This is a genomic window from Bradyrhizobium sp. 179 (genome assembly GCF_023073535.1).
Classification (GTDB): Bacteria; Pseudomonadota; Alphaproteobacteria; order Rhizobiales; family Xanthobacteraceae; genus Bradyrhizobium.
This window is the reverse complement of record NZ_JADPJR010000079.1, coordinates 40,180-55,726: the sequence shown is the minus strand read 5'-3', so window position 1 is coordinate 55,726 and position 15,547 is coordinate 40,180. Positions and strand designations below refer to the sequence as shown.

The 15,547-nt window shown below is 65.3% G+C and carries 14 protein-coding genes; 5 read left to right on the top strand and 9 right to left on the bottom strand.

What is annotated here, in order from left to right; genetic code table 11:
- From IVB12_RS19735 to IVB12_RS19715, 5 genes are all read left to right on the top strand, one after another.
- On the top strand, positions 1-304 hold a 304-nt coding region (locus IVB12_RS19735; RefSeq protein WP_247301210.1), incomplete at its 5' end, for an efflux RND transporter permease subunit.
- A gap of 157 nt (positions 305-461) precedes the next feature.
- A complete protein-coding gene (locus IVB12_RS19730) occupies positions 462-3,044 on the top strand; it encodes an ATP-binding protein (protein ID WP_247301209.1) in 2,583 nt (860 codons plus the stop codon).
- A complete protein-coding gene (locus IVB12_RS19725) occupies positions 3,041-3,430 on the top strand; it encodes a response regulator (RefSeq protein ID WP_247279850.1) in 390 nt (129 codons plus the stop codon). The genes IVB12_RS19730 and IVB12_RS19725 overlap by 4 nt, the downstream gene beginning before the upstream one ends.
- On the top strand, positions 3,427-4,677 hold the full coding sequence (locus IVB12_RS19720) for an adenylate/guanylate cyclase domain-containing protein (RefSeq protein WP_247301208.1): 1,251 nt from the start codon (positions 3,427-3,429) through the stop codon (positions 4,675-4,677). Before IVB12_RS19725 ends, IVB12_RS19720 begins: the two co-directional genes overlap by 4 nt.
- A gap of 9 nt (positions 4,678-4,686) precedes the next feature.
- Entirely contained in the window at positions 4,687-5,433 is a 747-nt protein-coding gene (locus IVB12_RS19715; protein WP_247301207.1) for a hypothetical protein, read from the top strand.
- A 70-nt stretch (positions 5,434-5,503) separates the two neighbouring features.
- Here IVB12_RS19715 and IVB12_RS19710 read toward each other — a convergent pair whose 3' ends face one another.
- From IVB12_RS19710 to IVB12_RS19670, 9 genes are all read right to left on the bottom strand, one after another.
- A complete protein-coding gene (locus IVB12_RS19710) occupies positions 5,504-6,388 on the bottom strand; it encodes an ABC transporter permease (RefSeq protein WP_247301206.1) in 885 nt (294 codons plus the stop codon).
- Between the two features lie 4 nt (positions 6,389-6,392).
- Complete coding sequence (locus IVB12_RS19705) at positions 6,393-7,334, bottom strand: ABC transporter permease (protein ID WP_247301205.1); 942 nt, start codon at positions 7,332-7,334, stop codon at positions 6,393-6,395.
- Between the two features lie 10 nt (positions 7,335-7,344).
- Positions 7,345-8,853, bottom strand: coding sequence for an ABC transporter substrate-binding protein (locus tag IVB12_RS19700; RefSeq protein WP_247301204.1), 1,509 nt, complete (start codon positions 8,851-8,853; stop codon positions 7,345-7,347).
- Positions 8,854-8,875: 22 nt separating this feature from the next.
- Positions 8,876-9,982 carry a dipeptide ABC transporter ATP-binding protein gene (locus IVB12_RS19695; RefSeq protein WP_247301203.1) on the bottom strand — a complete coding sequence of 369 codons (1,107 nt, stop codon included), beginning with the start codon at positions 9,980-9,982 and terminating at the stop codon, positions 8,876-8,878.
- Complete coding sequence (locus IVB12_RS19690) at positions 9,982-10,971, bottom strand: ABC transporter ATP-binding protein (RefSeq protein ID WP_247301202.1); 990 nt, start codon at positions 10,969-10,971, stop codon at positions 9,982-9,984. The genes IVB12_RS19695 and IVB12_RS19690 overlap by 1 nt, the downstream gene beginning before the upstream one ends.
- Positions 10,968-11,678, bottom strand: coding sequence for a DUF1028 domain-containing protein (locus IVB12_RS19685; RefSeq protein ID WP_247301201.1), 711 nt, complete (start codon positions 11,676-11,678; stop codon positions 10,968-10,970). Before IVB12_RS19685 ends, IVB12_RS19690 begins: the two co-directional genes overlap by 4 nt.
- A gap of 9 nt (positions 11,679-11,687) precedes the next feature.
- The gene (locus IVB12_RS19680; protein WP_247301200.1) at positions 11,688-13,493 is read right to left on the bottom strand and encodes a gamma-glutamyltransferase family protein; all 1,806 of its coding nucleotides are present in this window, start codon (positions 13,491-13,493) and stop codon (positions 11,688-11,690) included.
- Between the two features lie 81 nt (positions 13,494-13,574).
- Positions 13,575-14,564 (bottom strand): oligopeptide/dipeptide ABC transporter ATP-binding protein, encoded by a 990-nt coding sequence (locus IVB12_RS19675; RefSeq protein WP_247301199.1) that lies wholly within the window; start codon positions 14,562-14,564, stop codon positions 13,575-13,577.
- On the bottom strand, positions 14,561-15,547 hold the full coding sequence (locus IVB12_RS19670; protein ID WP_247301198.1) for an ABC transporter ATP-binding protein: 987 nt from the start codon (positions 15,545-15,547) through the stop codon (positions 14,561-14,563). Before IVB12_RS19670 ends, IVB12_RS19675 begins: the two co-directional genes overlap by 4 nt.

The window sequence follows — 15,547 nt, the reverse complement described above, 5'->3', positions numbered from 1 at the left end:
ACGCCGCTCGGCCATCGAGATGTCGGCGCGCATTCGGCTGCGCCCGATCCTGATGACCACGGCCGCGATGGTGACGGGTCTGATCCCGCTCCTGACCGCCACCGGCGCCGGCGCGGCCAGCCGCTTCTCGATCGGTCTGGTCGTCGTGGCCGGCATGTCGATCGGCACGCTGTTCACGCTGTTCGTGCTGCCGGCGGTTTACGTGGTGTTGGCGACCGACCATCGCGCGGCCGCCGATTCGGAGCGGAACAAGCAGGTCAACGAGCTCGACCTGGGCTCCAACAAGGCCTTGCGGCCGACCTGAGGCTGTAGGCGCGCGAACCAGAGGGCGGCAGCGGTTTCCGTTGCCGCCCTTTTATTGTGTTTTTTGTGCGCCGGCGAGGCGCCGCACCGGCCATCGGGCGGCCGCTCCCGGGTGCTTGCGAGAGACAAGGTCCGCTCTTCTTGGTAGTTTCCGAGGGATGAGCCTTTCCGTCCATCCCGACACCCTGCAAGCCAGGTCGCTGCCGAGCGCGGCAGCGGCTGGCGTCACTGCCGGCGCGGCGACGGGGCAGGGGATCAGGAGCCGGTTGTTCACCAAATACGTCGCGCTGTTCGTGGCCGTGGTCACCGTCGCGCTGCTCGCCAACGGCCTGTTCGAGGTCTTCTTCTATTATCGCGAGCACAAGGCCTCGCTGATCCGGGTCCAGCATGAGCAGGCCGAGGCGGCCGCGGCCAAGATCGGCCAGTTCGTCAAGGAGATCGAGGGCCAGCTCGGCTGGACCACGCAACTGCCCTGGTCTGGGGGCTCGATCGAGCAGCACCGGTTCGACGCGCTGCGGCTGCTGCGTCAGGTGCCTGGGATCACCGAGCTTGCCCAGGTGGATTCGACTGGCAAGGAGCGGTTGCGGGTCTCGCGGCTGGCGATGGATGCGATCGACAGCGGCATCGACCTGTCGAGCGACGCAAAGTTTGCCGAGGCAGTCGCACACAAGGTTTATTACGGACCCATCTATTTCCGCAGGGAGTCCGAGCCCTACATGACGCTGGCGCTGGCTGGTGCGCGCAAGGATGCCGGCGTCAGCATCGCCGAGGTCAATCTCAAGCTGATCTGGGACGTTGTGTCCCAGATCAAGGTCGGTGAGCGCGGAGTTGCCTACGTCGTCGGACCGGAAGGGCGCCTGATCGCGCATCCCGACATCAGTTTCGTGCTGCGCAACACCGACATGTCTGGTCTCGCGCAGGTGCGCGCTGCGCAGGCCGGGGGCGGCGTCATGCCGGACGCATTGCAGGAGGCGACGAACATCCAGGGGCAGAAGGTTCTGACGGCCTCCGCCCCGATCGCGCCGCTCGGCTGGACAATGTTCGTGGAATTGCCTGTCGAGGAGGCCTACGCTTCGCTCTACGCCTCGTTGCAGCGCCTTGCGATCGTGCTGTCGGCGGCTTCGATTTTCGCGGTGCTTGCAGGGATCTTTCTCGCGCGCCGCATGGTCGGTCCGATCCAAGCGCTGCGCAGCGGCGCCGAGCGGATCGGCGCCGGCGATTTCTCCCAGCGCATCTCGATCAAAACCGGCGACGAGCTCGAAGGTCTCGCCGACCAGTTCAACGAGATGGGCGCACGCTTGCAGGAATCCTACGCCGACCTCGAAAACAAGGTCGAACGACGCACCGCGGAATTGAGCGAATCCCTGCAGCAGCAGACTGCGACCGCCGACGTGCTGAAAGTCATCAGCCGTTCGGCGTTCGACCTGCAAGTCGTGCTGAACACGCTTGTTGGCTCGGCAGCTCGCCTGTGTGACGCGGAGGAGGGAACGATTTTCCGGCCCAACGATGGCGTTTTCTATTTGGCGGCAAGCTGCGGGCTCGACGCCGAGCAGGAAAACAAGCTCCGGACTTTCGCGTCTGTACCTGAACGGGGAAGTGTGGTCGGCCGCACCCTGCTCGATGGCAAGACGGTCCATGTCCCGGATGTGCAGGCCGACCCGGAATACGCGCCCTCGTCCGCCCGAAGGCGCGCCCACGTACGTACGATGCTGGGTGTGCCCTTGCTTCGAGAGGGGACACCGATCGGCGTGTTCGTTTTGACGCGACACGATGTGCGGCCGTTTAGCGCGAAGCAGATCGAACTCGCCACGACCTTTGCAGACCAGGCCCTTATCGCGATCGAGAATGTCCGATTGTTCGAGGAGGTCCAGGAACGAACCAGAGAGTTGTCGCAGTCGCTCGACGACTTGCGCGCCGCCCAGGATCGCCTGATCCAGACCGAGAAGCTCGCGTCCCTCGGCCAGCTCACGGCGGGCATCGCCCACGAGATCAAGAATCCGCTCAACTTCATCAACAACTTCTCCGCGGTTTCGACCGAGCTGATCGACGAGCTCAAGGAGGCCCTGCAGTCGGCCGCGCTCGACGGCAAGACGAAGGAGGAGGTCGACGAGCTGACCGGCATGCTCAGGAGCAATCTCGAGAAAGTGGTGCAGCACGGCAAACGCGCCGATTCCATCGTCAGGAACATGCTGCTGCATTCGCGCGAGGGCTCCGGCGAGCATCGCGCCGTCGATATCAATGCAGTCGTGGAGGAGAGCCTCAATTTGGCCTACCACGGCGCGCGCGCCGAAAGACCGGCCTTCAACGTCACGCTCCAGCGCGAACTCGATCCCGCCGCCGGTATGGTCGATATCTATCCGCAGGAGATCACGCGCGTCTTTCTCAACCTGATCTCCAACGGCTTCTACGCAACCGCTAAGCGCAAGGAGAGCGCCGCTGACGCCTTCGAGCCGATCTTGCGCGCGGCAACGAAGAACCTCGGCGAGAGAGTCGAGATCCGGATCCGCGATAACGGCACCGGGATCCCGCCCGAGGTGAAGGAGAAGATGTTCAATCCCTTCTTCACCACCAAGCCGGCTGGCGAGGGCACCGGGCTCGGCCTTTCCATGAGTCATGACATCGTCGTGAAACAGCACGGCGGCACGATCGACGTGAACACCGAGCCCGGTGTATTCACCGAATTCATCATCACGCTGCCGCGCATGATGGCGGCAAGCGGAACTACTGGAGACGGGACTTGAACGTTTATATCCTGGTCGTCGATGACGAGCCCGACGTCGAGGCGCTGTTCCGGCAGCAGTTCCGGCGGGAGCTGCGCGCGGGACGCTTCCAGATGGAATTTGCGTCCTCTGCGCCAGATGCGCTGAGGCGCGCGGCCGAAGTTCGCGATCCCTCGCTGATTTTGATTCTCTCGGACATCAACATGCCCGGCATGAGCGGGCTCGACATGCTGCCGAAGGTGCGTGCCGCGCATCCGGATGTTCCCGTCATCATGATCACGGCCTATGGCGATGCCGAAACGCGCCGCAAGGCGATCGAGCGGGGCGCCGTCGGGCTCCTCACCAAGCCGATCGACTTTGCGCTGTTGCGGCAGGAGATCGACACGAGGCTCGAGCAAGCCGCATGACTGCGACCATCCTCTTCGTCGATGATGAACCGGATCTCGAGGTGCTGATTCTGCAAAAATTCCGCAGGCAGATCCGGGACGGGCTCGTCGACATCATGTTCGCGCGCGACGGTCTCGAGGCGCTGCAATCGCTCGAGCAGAATCCGCATGTCGACATGGTGGTCTCCGACATCAACATGCCGCGGATGGACGGGCTGTCGCTGCTCGCGAAGCTTCAGGAGGCCGAGGACAAGAAGTCGACCATCATCGTCTCCGCCTATGGTGACATGAGCAACATCCGTACCGCCATGAACCGCGGCGCATTCGACTTCCTGACCAAGCCGATCGATTTCGCCGATCTGGAAGCCACGATCGATAAAACCATTCGCCACGTCGAGATGCTGCGCGAGGTGCGGCGGCGCCAGATGGAAGCCGAGCGCGCCCATGCCTCGCTGTCGCGCTTCTTCTCGCCGGAGATCGCAAGGCGCCTGGCGGCGGATGTCGCCGGCGACGGCATGGAGGTGCAGTGGCGCGACGTCGCGACCATCTTCACAGATATCACCGGCTTCACCTCGCTGGTGGAGAGCGCACCGCCCCAGATGCTCGGCGAGCTCCTCAATGAATATGTCGGCGGCATGACCGAAATCGTCTTCGCGCATGAGGGGACGGTCACGAAAATCATCGGCGATGCGATCCAGGTGCTCTTCAACGCGCCGGGGGACCAGCCGGATTATGCGGCGCGTGCAGTCACCTGCGCACATGATCTCGACGCCTGGGCGGAGGCGTTCTCGGCGCGTTGGAGGGGCAGAGGCGTGAATTTCGGGACCACCCGGATCGGCGTGCATGCAGGCCCGGCGCTGGTTGGCAATTTCGGCGGCAATCGCTTCTTCGACTACACCGCCTACGGCGACACCATCAATATTGCGGCGCGGCTGGAGGCTGCCAACAAGCATCTGGGAACGCGCATGTGTGTCAGCATCAGCGTCGCCACGTCGGCCGATAACTTTCAAGGCCGCCCAATAGGCGAGCTGATGCTGCGCGGACGCAGCGAGCCGCTGCGCGCGTTCGAACCGCTGTCGGAGGCCAAATTCGAAGCGCCGGAAACCGCGCTATATTCCGATGCTTTTGCCAAGATGGAGGCCGGCGACGTCGCCGCCATGCCCGCATTCGCAGCGCTGGTCGGCATGCACGCCGACGATCCCCTGGCCGGCTTTCACCTGAGGCGCCTGCTCAACGGCGCCAAGGGCATTCGCATGCAACTGGAATAGGAGTCCGCCATGATTCGTGAGTTCTCGGCCGGCAATTATCGTTTCATTCCGTCCGTGTTCCAGTATTCGGCGGGTGCCGCCGCAGATGAGGGCTACGAGATCGAGCGCGTCCGGTTCGACCGCCTGGTGCCGCTTGCGGAAGGATTTGCGCTGACGGCAAAGTTCATCCGGGAGGCAGGGCGGCCGCTCACGGCGTTCTGTGCCTGCGAATTGCGCTCGCCGGCGGCCTTCAGCGAGGAAGGTTTTCGCGCGTTCAGCCTGCACTATGTGAAGACGCTGTCGGAATGGGGGATCTTCGACGGCACCACCAATCCCGTGGCACGCAGCAATGTCTGTCCCGAGATCGATCCGCCGTCGGAGCCGTCGTTCTACGCGTTCTCCTTCACGCGCCCGACCCCGTCGAAATCGCCGAGCTTCGTGATCGCCGGCGGAGCCGAGGCTCGCGAGGGCAGCGGCACCTATGTCGAGCGCACGGTGCGTTACCGCGACCTCAGCCCGGAAGGGCTGCGGGAGAAAGTACGCTTCACAACGACCGCGCAGATGGAGAACCGGATGGCGGCCTTCGGCTTCGGCTGGAAGGACACCACCGGCGTGCAGGCCTATTCGGTGCACGACTTCCATCACGCGCTGGTCGACGAGTTGGTGCGCCGCGGCGCGCTGCGCTCCGGCCTCACCTGGCATTTTGCCCGGCCGCCCGTGGTCGATCTCGAATATGAGATGGACTGCCGCCGCGTGATGCGGGAGGTCGTGATTTGAGGTCTATCGGCAGGTGATCTTTACCTCTCCCCAACGGGGAGAGGTGGAGGGCGGCAGCGTTGATCCAATCTCAGCGCTGGCGCGGGTCGAGCGCGTCGCGCAGGCCGTCGCCAAGCAGGTTCAGCGACAACACCACGAGAAAGATCGCGAGCCCCGGCCAGATCGCCATCCAGGGCGCCTGGGTCAGGAAGCGCTGTGCGGCATTGAGCATGCTGCCCCAGGACGGTGCCGGCGGTTGCTGGCCTAGGCCGAGGAACGACAATGCCGCTTCGGCGATGATGGCGGCGGCGATCGACAGCGTCGCCTGAACCAGCAGCGCCGGAAGGATGTTCGGCAGGATGTGCGAGAATGCGATCCGCCATGGCGGATTGCCGAGTGCGCGCGCGGCCTCCACATAATCCTCCGCCTTGACGCTCAGCACCTGACCGCGGGTCAGGCGGATAAAGATCGGAGTGGCCGAGATGCCGATGGCGATCATGGCGTTGCCGAGGCTCGGGCCGAGGAATGCCGCGAGCGCAATTGCCAGGATCAGGAACGGGCAGGCGAGCATTGCGTCCGTGATCCGGCTGATCAGTGCGTCGGTGAAGCCGCCGCGATAGCCGGCGAGGAGGCCCAACGGCACGCCGATGCCGAGCGCGATCGCAACCGAGATCAGGCCCGCGAGCAGCGAGGCGCGCGCGCCGTAGACGACGCGGCTCAGGATGTCGCGGCCGAGCTCGTCGGTGCCGAACCAGTGCGCGGCGGTCGGCGGCTTGCGCACCAGGCTCCAGCTCGTCGCGATGGGGTCGAAGGGAACGACGACCGGCGCAAGCACCGCAAGAAGGATGAACGCGATGATCACGATGAGGCCAAACACAGCGGCCTTGCGCTTGAACAGGCGCCGCCGCGCGCGGCGTGCCGGGCTGTCCAGCTCGTGAGCTTGCGTAGCGGGACTGGCCAGCGTCGTGTCGCTCATGGCACTAGCCCCGCAGCCGCGGATTGACGAGGATATAGGCGACGTCCGCAATGAGATTCAGAGTGATGTAGACGGTGGCTGTCACCAGCACCACGCCCTGCACGACCGCATAATCGCGGTTGAATACCGCATCCACGATCAGCTTGCCGAAGCCGGGGATGGAGAAGATCTGTTCGGTCAGCACGGCGCCTGAGAGCAGGGTACCGAGCTCGAGCGCACCGAGCGTGATGATAGGTGTCAGTGCGTTACGCATCGCGTGCTTGAGGATGACCGAGCGTTCCAACAATCCCTTGGCGCGCGCAGTGCGGACATAGTCGCTCTCCAGCACCTGGAGCATAGCGCTGCGGGTGTGCCGCATCAGGATCGCGGCAATTGCATTGCCGAGCACGAAGGCGGGCATGATGGTGGCAGCCAGGCTCGCGCGCCAATTTTCGGTGAGCGGCACATAGCCCGAGGCCGGCAACCAGCCGAGCTCGATCGAGAACAGGAAGATCAGCATGATGCCGAGCCAGAAGTTCGGCGTGGAGATTCCCCATAGCGCAAAGAAATTGGCGCCGTAGTCCCAGGCGGTGCCCTTCTTCACGGCCGCGACGATGCCGGCGGGGATGCCGATCAGGAATGCGATCAGGATCGCCATCGAGCCGAGCTGTAAGGTCACCGGCAGCTTCTGCGCGATCAGCTCGCGCACCGGCATCTTGTTGCGCAGCGATTCGCCGAAATCGCCGGCGAGTACGCCCTTGATCCAATAGGCGTACTGCACAGGGACGGGCTGATCGAGCCGGTACTGATGGCGGATCTGTTCGATCACGGCAGGATCGCGCTCTTCGCCCGCCATCACCAGCGCAGGATCGCCCGGCAGCAATTGCTGGAGCGAGAAGATCAGCACCGAGACGAAGAACAGTGTCGGCACGATCTGCACAAGGCGGCGGGCGAGGAACTTCAGCATCCTTTCATTGTCACTTCAGCTTGAGGCCGATAACGCGCACGAGCCCGTCGGGCATCTGCCGGTAGCCTTCGAGCTTCGTCGTATGCGCGATGATGATGCGGCGGTGGTAGAGGTACAGGAGGGGCTCCTCGTCCTGGACCAGCCTCGCCAGGACTTCGTAGCTGGCTTTGCGCTTGGTGGGATCGGTCACCGATCGCGCATCCTCCAGCGCCTTGTCGGCCTGCGCATTGTTCCAAGCGCCGTAATTCTGCGGCGCGCCGCTGTGCAGGAAGACGAAGGTGTTGCCGTCGGGATCGACGCGCCCGCTCCAGGCCAGCATGAAGGCCTGGTAATCGCCGGCCTCGGCCTGCTTCAGCCCGGTTGCAAATTCGGTGACGCGGAGCTTCATGTCGAACCCGGCTTCGGCCGCCATGGACTGGATCACCTGCGCCGGCGTTTCGGTCTCCGCGCCCTTCGATACCAGGAAATCGACGCTGACCGGCGGTGTCACGCCGGCTTCCTTCAGCAGCGCCTTGGCCTTCTCGACGTTGCGGGGACGGACCGGCAGGGATTTCTGATAATAGGGATGATCGGGATTGACCCATTGATTGCCAACCTGAAACTCGCCGTTGAACACGACCTGGTTGATCGCCTCGCGGTCGATGGCAAGGTCGAGCGCCTGTCGCACCTTGGCGGATTGGCTGAGTGGCCCCTTGGCCTTGTCCTTGCCGATGTTGAGCGTGATGCCCTGATAGCCGAGCTCGATGGCGGTCGCGACCTTCAGCCGCGAATCCGCGCGGACCTCCTTGAGGTCGGTGGCGAGCACGCGCTCGATCAGGTCCAGTCCACCGGATTTCAGGTTCGCGAGCCGCACCGTGGCATCGACGATCGGCTGGAACACGATACGATCGATGAAGACGTTGTCCTTGTTCCAGTAGTCCGCGAACCTCTCGAATACGATGCGGTCCTGCTGCACGCGCTCGACGAATTTATAGGGGCCCGCGCAGACCGGACGCAGGCCGAACTTGTCGCCGGCTTCCTTCGCCGCCTTCGGCGACATCATCATGCCGGCCCGATCGGTGAGCTGCGCGAGCAATGGCGAGAACGGCGGCTTCAGCACCAGCTTGATCGTGAGGGGATCGACGACCTCGACGTGATCGACCGAGGCCAGCTCCGGCTTGCGGAAGGAGCCGGGGAAGGTGAGGTGTCGTTCCAATGAGAACTTGGCGGCCTCGGCATCGAACGGCTCGCCGTCGTGGAATTTCACACCGGGGCGGAGCTTGATGACGAGCGCCTTGCCGTCGTCGGCCGTTTCGCTCGACAGCGCGAGCTGCGGCACGATGTTGAGCTTCTCGTCGATGTCGAACAGCTTGTCGCAGAATGCGGAGAACACGATGCGGCCGACATAGGTGCGCGCCATGGTCGGATCGAGGATGTCGGGGTCCTCGGCGAGGCCGATGCGCAGCGTGGTCTGGGCTTGCGCTGTTACGACCGACAGCAGGAAGGCGGTGGCCGTTGCGGCCAGGCGAAACATGTTCATCGGACAGTCCCCATTGCTTCGGCTACGTCGTTGTGGGCGCGGTGCCTTGTATACCAACCCCGGAGACCGCTGCGCCTTCCGTCTTTCGGCTGAAGGCCGCGACCAATTTCGCAAGTGCTGGCGAAAACCCGCCGGCTGCCGGCAGGATAGCGTCGGCGGACGGCAGCTCTGCCGTACGGTGACAGGCGGCGGCGTGGCCCGCGCTGTCTGCCACGAGCTCCGGCGCCTCAATGCGACAGCGCTCGACAACGAAGGGGCAGCGGGTATGGAAGCGGCAGCCCGCCGGCGGATTGAGTGCGCTCGGGATCTCGCCCGTCAATAGCACCGTCGTTCGCTTCGCTTTCGGCTGTGGCAGGGGGATCGCGGACAACAGCGCCCGGGTATAGGGATGGCGGGGCGCTGCGAACAGCGCGTCCGCCTCCGCGGTCTCGACGATCTGGCCGAGATTCATCACGGCCACGTGGTCGGCGATGTGCTTGACCACGGCCAGATCATGCGACACGAAAATGTAGGCGAGGCCGAGCCGGTCCTGGAGCTCGCGCAGCAGGTTGAGGATCTGCGAGCGGATCGAGACATCCAGCGCCGAGACCGGCTCGTCGCAGACGATCAGCTTCGGCTCGACTGCGAGCGCACGGGCGATGGCAATGCGCTGGCGCTGACCCCCGGAGAATTCATGCGGATAACGGCGCTCCAGCCGCGGCTCCAGCCCGACCAGCCGCAGCAGTTCGGCGACCCGCCCGCGCCGCTGCGTCGGCGGCACCAGATCGTGCAGCGCCAGCGGCTCGGTCAGGATCTGGCCGACGGTCATGCGCGGATTGAGCGAGGCGTAAGGGTCCTGGAAGATGATCTGGGCTTCACGGCGGAAGGCGCGGAGCGCATTGGCGTCGAGGGAGAGAAGATCGCGGCCATCAAAGCGTACCGTACCCGCATCCGGCTCGATCAGCCGCAGCACCAGGCGGCTGACGGAGGATTTGCCGCAGCCGGATTCGCCGACCAGGGCCAGCGTCTTGCCGGCCTCGAGCGAGAAGCTGACGCCGTCGACGGCCTTGACATGCGCCCGCGCGCGGCCGAACAGCGAGCGTTCCGCGACGAAATGCTTGACCAGGCCTTGGACCTCGAGCAGTGCCATCACGACACCAAACGTTCGAGTGGCGCGCGGATACAGCGCGAGAGGTGGCCGGGGCTGACTTGCAGCAGTGGCGGCGGCGCCCTGGTGCAGGCGTCCAGCACGAACGGGCAGCGCGCGGCGAAGCGGCAACCGGCGGGCAGCCGTGCCGTGTTCGGCACCATGCCTTCGATCGTGGCGAGCTGCTCGGCGCGATGATCGAGCCGCGGGATCGAGCCGAGCAGGCCGACGGTGTAGGGATGCTGCGGCGCCGAAAACAATTCGTCCACAGGCGCGCGTTCGACGATCTCTCCGGCATACATCACCGCGACCTCGTCGCAGACTTCGGCAACGACGCCGAGATCATGCGTGATCAGGATGATGGCGGCGCCGCTCGCGGCCTTCAACTCGCGCATCAGCTCCAGAATCTGCGCCTGCAAGGTGACGTCGAGCGCCGTGGTCGGCTCGTCCGCGATCAGCAGGCGCGGATCGCAGGCGAGCGCCATTGCGATCATCACGCGCTGGCGCATGCCGCCGGAGAGCTTGTGCGGGAATTCGTCGATGCGTCGCTCCGGTGAGGGGATGTGGACGCGGCGCAGGAGCTCGATCGCCCGCTCCCGCGCATTGCGCCGCGAACCGCCACGATGGCGCAGGATCGTCTCGACGATCTGCTCGCCGATGGTCAGGCTCGGGTTAAGTGAGGTCATCGGCTCCTGAAAGATCATCGCCAGACGGTTGCCGCGCAGGTCGCGTAGCGTCTGGTCCGGCGTCTTCAAGAGGTCGAGCCCCTCGAAGCGGATCGCTCCGGATATCTCCGCGCTTCTCTTCGGCAGCAGGCCCATGATCGCCAACGAAGTCACGCTCTTGCCGCAGCCGGATTCGCCGACGAGGCCGAGCGTGGCGCCATTGGCGACGCTGAGATCGACACTGTCGACCGCCTGGGTGATACGGCCATCGTCGCCGTGGAAGCGGATGCGCAAATCCTCGATCTCGATGAGGGGGGTGGCGCTCATGACTGTCTTGCGCGGGCTGCGGCGATGCTGGCGTCGATCACGCTGCGATCGGTGTTGCCGGCCGGGTTCCGCCGCGTCGGCATGGAGGCGCGGAAGTGCACCCAGAGCTCGTGGCTGACACGCTCGAGCCGTTCGAGCTCGCCGAGCGGATCGGGATGATCGTCGGCCCGAATGTCCAGCGCCGGCCATTCCTCCTCGCCGTGGATCAACAGCGCGGCCGACTGCTTGCCGCGCTTGTCGCCGCCGGCGGCTTCGCCCGCACGCATCGCCGCGAGCAGGCGGCGCGGAAAGGGCAGGCTGTCGTTGGCAATGTAGGTCTTGGCCGTCTCGTCAAGCACGTCGGCCCCCGTCAGCATATTGCCGGCGATCGAGAAGCCGCTGCCTGCGATGTGCCCGCACCACTCGACGCAATCGCACCCGGTGTGCGCGGCGATGTCGCCGCTAGCGTCCATGATGTGGATCTGCCGGCTTTCGCGGCCGTCATCGGTCGCGAGCAGGGCGGCGAGCAGGTCGTGTGCATTGAGGCCTTCACGCAGCAGCTTGACACCGTCGATGCCGTAATAGGGATTGACGAAGGCCTGCGTCGCGATGGCGCCGAGGCCGGCGGCAATGTACGGAACACGCGCGCCGACCGCGAAGAAGCGGGTCGCGACGGCAATACCGAACTCGCCGGTGGCAGTATCTCGCGCGATGATCGACCAGGTCATGTGCTGCCTTCAGCGTCCCGCGGCATAGCCCTGCATCCCGCGCGGATTGGCGGCAGCGCGTCGACGGGGGCCGACGCGCGAGGCCGCGGTAAGACGGCCTTCGGACCAGTCGGGACCGACCTCGACGATATGCCCACGCTCGCGAAGGTTCTCGATCGTCGCCCTCGGCACGCGGTTCTCGACCACGAGCACGCCCGGGCGCGCAGTGCGCGGCCAGAACGAGATCGGAAAATGCTCGGAGTGCCAAGCCGGCGCGTCGATCGCCTCCTGGAGGTTGAGGTTGCAATGGACGTGGCGCAGGAAGAATTGCGTGATCCACTGGTCCTGCTGATCGCCGCCCGGCGAGCCCCAGGCGAGATAGGGCTCGCCGTCGCGCAGCGCCATGGTCGGCGACAGCGTGGTGCGCGGCCGCTTGCCCGGCGCAAGCGCGGCGGGATGGTCCTCCTCCAGCCAGAACATCTGCGCACGGCTGCCGAGGCAGAAGCCGAGCTCGGGAATGATCGGCGAGGATTGCAGCCAGCCGCCCGATGGCGTCGAGGACACCATGTTGCCGGCTTTGTCGATGATGTCGAAATGCACGGTGTCGCCGCGCACTTCGCCGAAGCGGCCCACGGTCGGCTCGCCGGCGCCGAGCGCGCCCACCGCCTCGCGCTGGCCCTCGGCACGGCGAAGCCTGACCACGCCACCAAAACCCTCGACCATACCGGGCGCGAAGTCGAGCGAGGCCTTGTCGGTGACGAGCTTGCGGCGCTCGTCATTATAAGCATCCGACAGTAGCGTCGTGATCGGGATCTCGGTGAATTTGGGGTCGCCGTAGAATTTTTCGCGATCGGCGAATGCCAGCTTGGCGCATTCGATCTGGACGTGGATGAACTCCGGCCCGGTCGGATCGAGCCCATCGAGCGCAAAGCCTTTCAACAGAGCGAGCTGCTGAAGCGTCACCGGCCCCTGGCTCCAGACGCCGGCCTTGCAGACGGTGTAGCGACCATAATCGTAGGTAAGCGGCGCCTCGATCGTCGGCTGCCACCGCGCCATGTCGTCCGCTGAGAGGACGCCGCGATGCGGCGAGCCGCTGACGTCCATCACCTCTTGCGTCCGGCAGAATTTGTCGATTGCTTCTGCGACACAGCCTTGCGACCAAGCCTTGCGCGCGCGCTCGATCTCGGCGTCGCGGCCGCCGCCGCCGCTTTCGGCTTCGCTGAGAATGCGGGAGTAGGTCGCAGCCAGTGTCTTGTTGGTGAACAGCGTTCCGGGCTTTGGCACTTGACCGTTCGGCAGGTAGACGGCAGCCGAGGTCGGCCAATGCTTGCGGAACAACTGCTCGACGGTGTGGATCGTGGCGCAGGCGCGCTCGACCAGCGGATAGCCGTCACGCGCATAGGAGATCGCGGGCTCGAGCACGTCGCGCACACGCATCGTGCCATAGTCGCGCAGCAGCATCATCCAGGATTCGAAGGTGCCGGGAACGCAAGCGGCGAGCAGGCCGGTGCCGGGCACCATGTCGAGTCCCTCGCTCCTGTAGTGCGCGATGGTGGCGCGCGCCGGCGCCGGGCCCTGGCCGCAGATCACCTCGGTGCGCCCGCGCTTCACGTCATGGACGATGATAGGCACATCGCCGCCGGGGCCGTTGAGATGCGGCTCGATCACCTGGAGCGTGAAGGCGGTGGCGACACCGGCGTCAAAGGCGTTGCCGCCCTTCTCCAGAATGGCCATGCCGACGGCGGTCGCGATCCAGTGCGTGGTGGCGACGACCCCGAAGGTGCCTTCGATTTCCGGTCTCGTCGTGAACGGATCGGGATTGATGTTGCTGGCCATAGGCTACCTCATTTGCGGCGCGCGCAATTGATCACAGGGCCACGCCGCCGCCAAATGCGCAGGTTGCATGGCACGCGCGCGTCACGCCGGGACCGGCGCGGTGTTGACCGCGTGGCAGGCGACGCCGTCGATCAGTTCCGGGATCTCCTTGCGGCAGCGATCGAACGCCAGCGGGCAGCGCGGATTGAAGGCGCATCCGGAGGGCGGATTGATCGGGTTCGGGATCTCGCCCTTGACTGGAATGCGCTGGCGGCCGCTCATGGCGAGATCAGGCACGGCACCGAGCAGCATCTTGGTGTAGGGCATGCGCGGACGGGCGAACAGCTCGCGTCCTTCCGCGATCTCGACGATGCGGCCGAGATACATTACGCCGACCCGGCTCGCCATGTGGCGCACCACGGCGAGGTTGTGGCTGATGAACATGTAGGTCAGGCCGAATTTGTCCTGGAGGTCGCGCATCAGGTTCAGGATCTGCGCCTGCACCGAGACGTCCAGAGCCGAGGTCGGCTCGTCGCAGACGATGAATTCGGCGTCCGATGCGAGCGCTCGCGCGATCGCGATGCGCTGGCGCTGGCCGCCAGAGAATTCGTGCGGAAATTTCAGTCGGTCGTCGGGGTGCAGGCCGACGAGGCTGAGCAGCTCGCCGACGCGCGCCTGGATGTCACGCTCACCCTGGATCAGGTCGAAGGCGCGGATCGGCTCGGAGATGATGGCGTCGACCCGGAAGCGCGGGTTCAGGCTCGCATACGGATCCTGGAAGATCATCTGGATGCGGCGGCGTAGCTTGCGGCGTGCGGGAGCCTGCCGCGGATCGGTCATCGACACGCCGTCGATCAGCACGTCGCCGGAGCTCGGCGGCAGCAGGCCGACGACCATCCGCGCCACCGTGGTCTTGCCGGAACCGGATTCACCGACCAGAGCGAACGTCTCGCCCTTCCTGATCTCGAAGGTGACGTGATCGACAGCCTTGAGATATTCGAGATGCCCGCCTTCGAGCACGCGGTTGAGCCATGGCTTCGACACGTCGAACACCCGGCGCAGATTTCTAGCCTGGACGAACGGTGCGCTCATGCCGCGCTCTCCGCCGGCACATTATCATAAAGGTGACAGGCGACCGACTGCGCGCCACGCGTGAGCGGCTCCGGCCGTTCCACGCGGCAGCGGTCAAAGGCGAAGGCGCAGCGCGGGTTGAACGAGCAGCCCGGCGGGATCGCCGACAGGCGCGGCATCGAGCCGGGAATCTGCACGAGGCGCTTGTCGTCTCCGGCCAGAGTCGGGATCGCGCCCATCAGCCCCCTGGCGTACGGGTGCAGCGGATTCTTCACGACATCTTGCACGGGGCCGATCTCGGCGATGCGGCCGGCATACATCACCGCGACCCGGTCCGATGTCTCCGCGATCACGCCCATGTCGTGGGTCACCAGCATCACGGCCGTGCCGTGGTCGCGCCCGAGCCGCTTGATCAGGGAGATGATCTGCGCCTGCACGGAGACATCGAGCGCGGTCGTCGGCTCGTCCGCGATGATCAGCTCCGGCTCGGCGCAGATCGCCAGTGCAATCACCACGCGCTGGCGCATACCGCCGGAGAATTCGTGGGGATAGCCGTCGATCCGCTTTTCCGGCGCTGGGATGCCGACTTCGGCCAAGAGTTCGACGGCGCGGCGCCGCGCCGCTTGTTCGGAGAGATTGAGATGGGTCCGGATCGTCTCCACGATCTGGTCGCCGACCCGGTAGAGCGGATTGAGCGAGGTGAGGGGATCCTGGAAGATCATGCCGATGCGCTTGCCCCGGATGCGGCGCATCTCTTCCGGCGGCAGATTGTCAATGCGCAGGCCCGCGAGATGAATCTCGCCGCCGGCGATGCGGCCGGGTGGATCGATCAGGCCGATCACGGAGAGGCCGGTGACGGATTTGCCGGCGCCGGATTCACCGACCACGCCGAGCACCTCGCCCTTGGCGATGTCGAAGGAGATGCCGTCGATGGCGCGCAGCGTGCCGCGGCGGGAGGCGAACTCCACATGAAGATTACGCACGGAGAGAACAGGTTCGGTCAT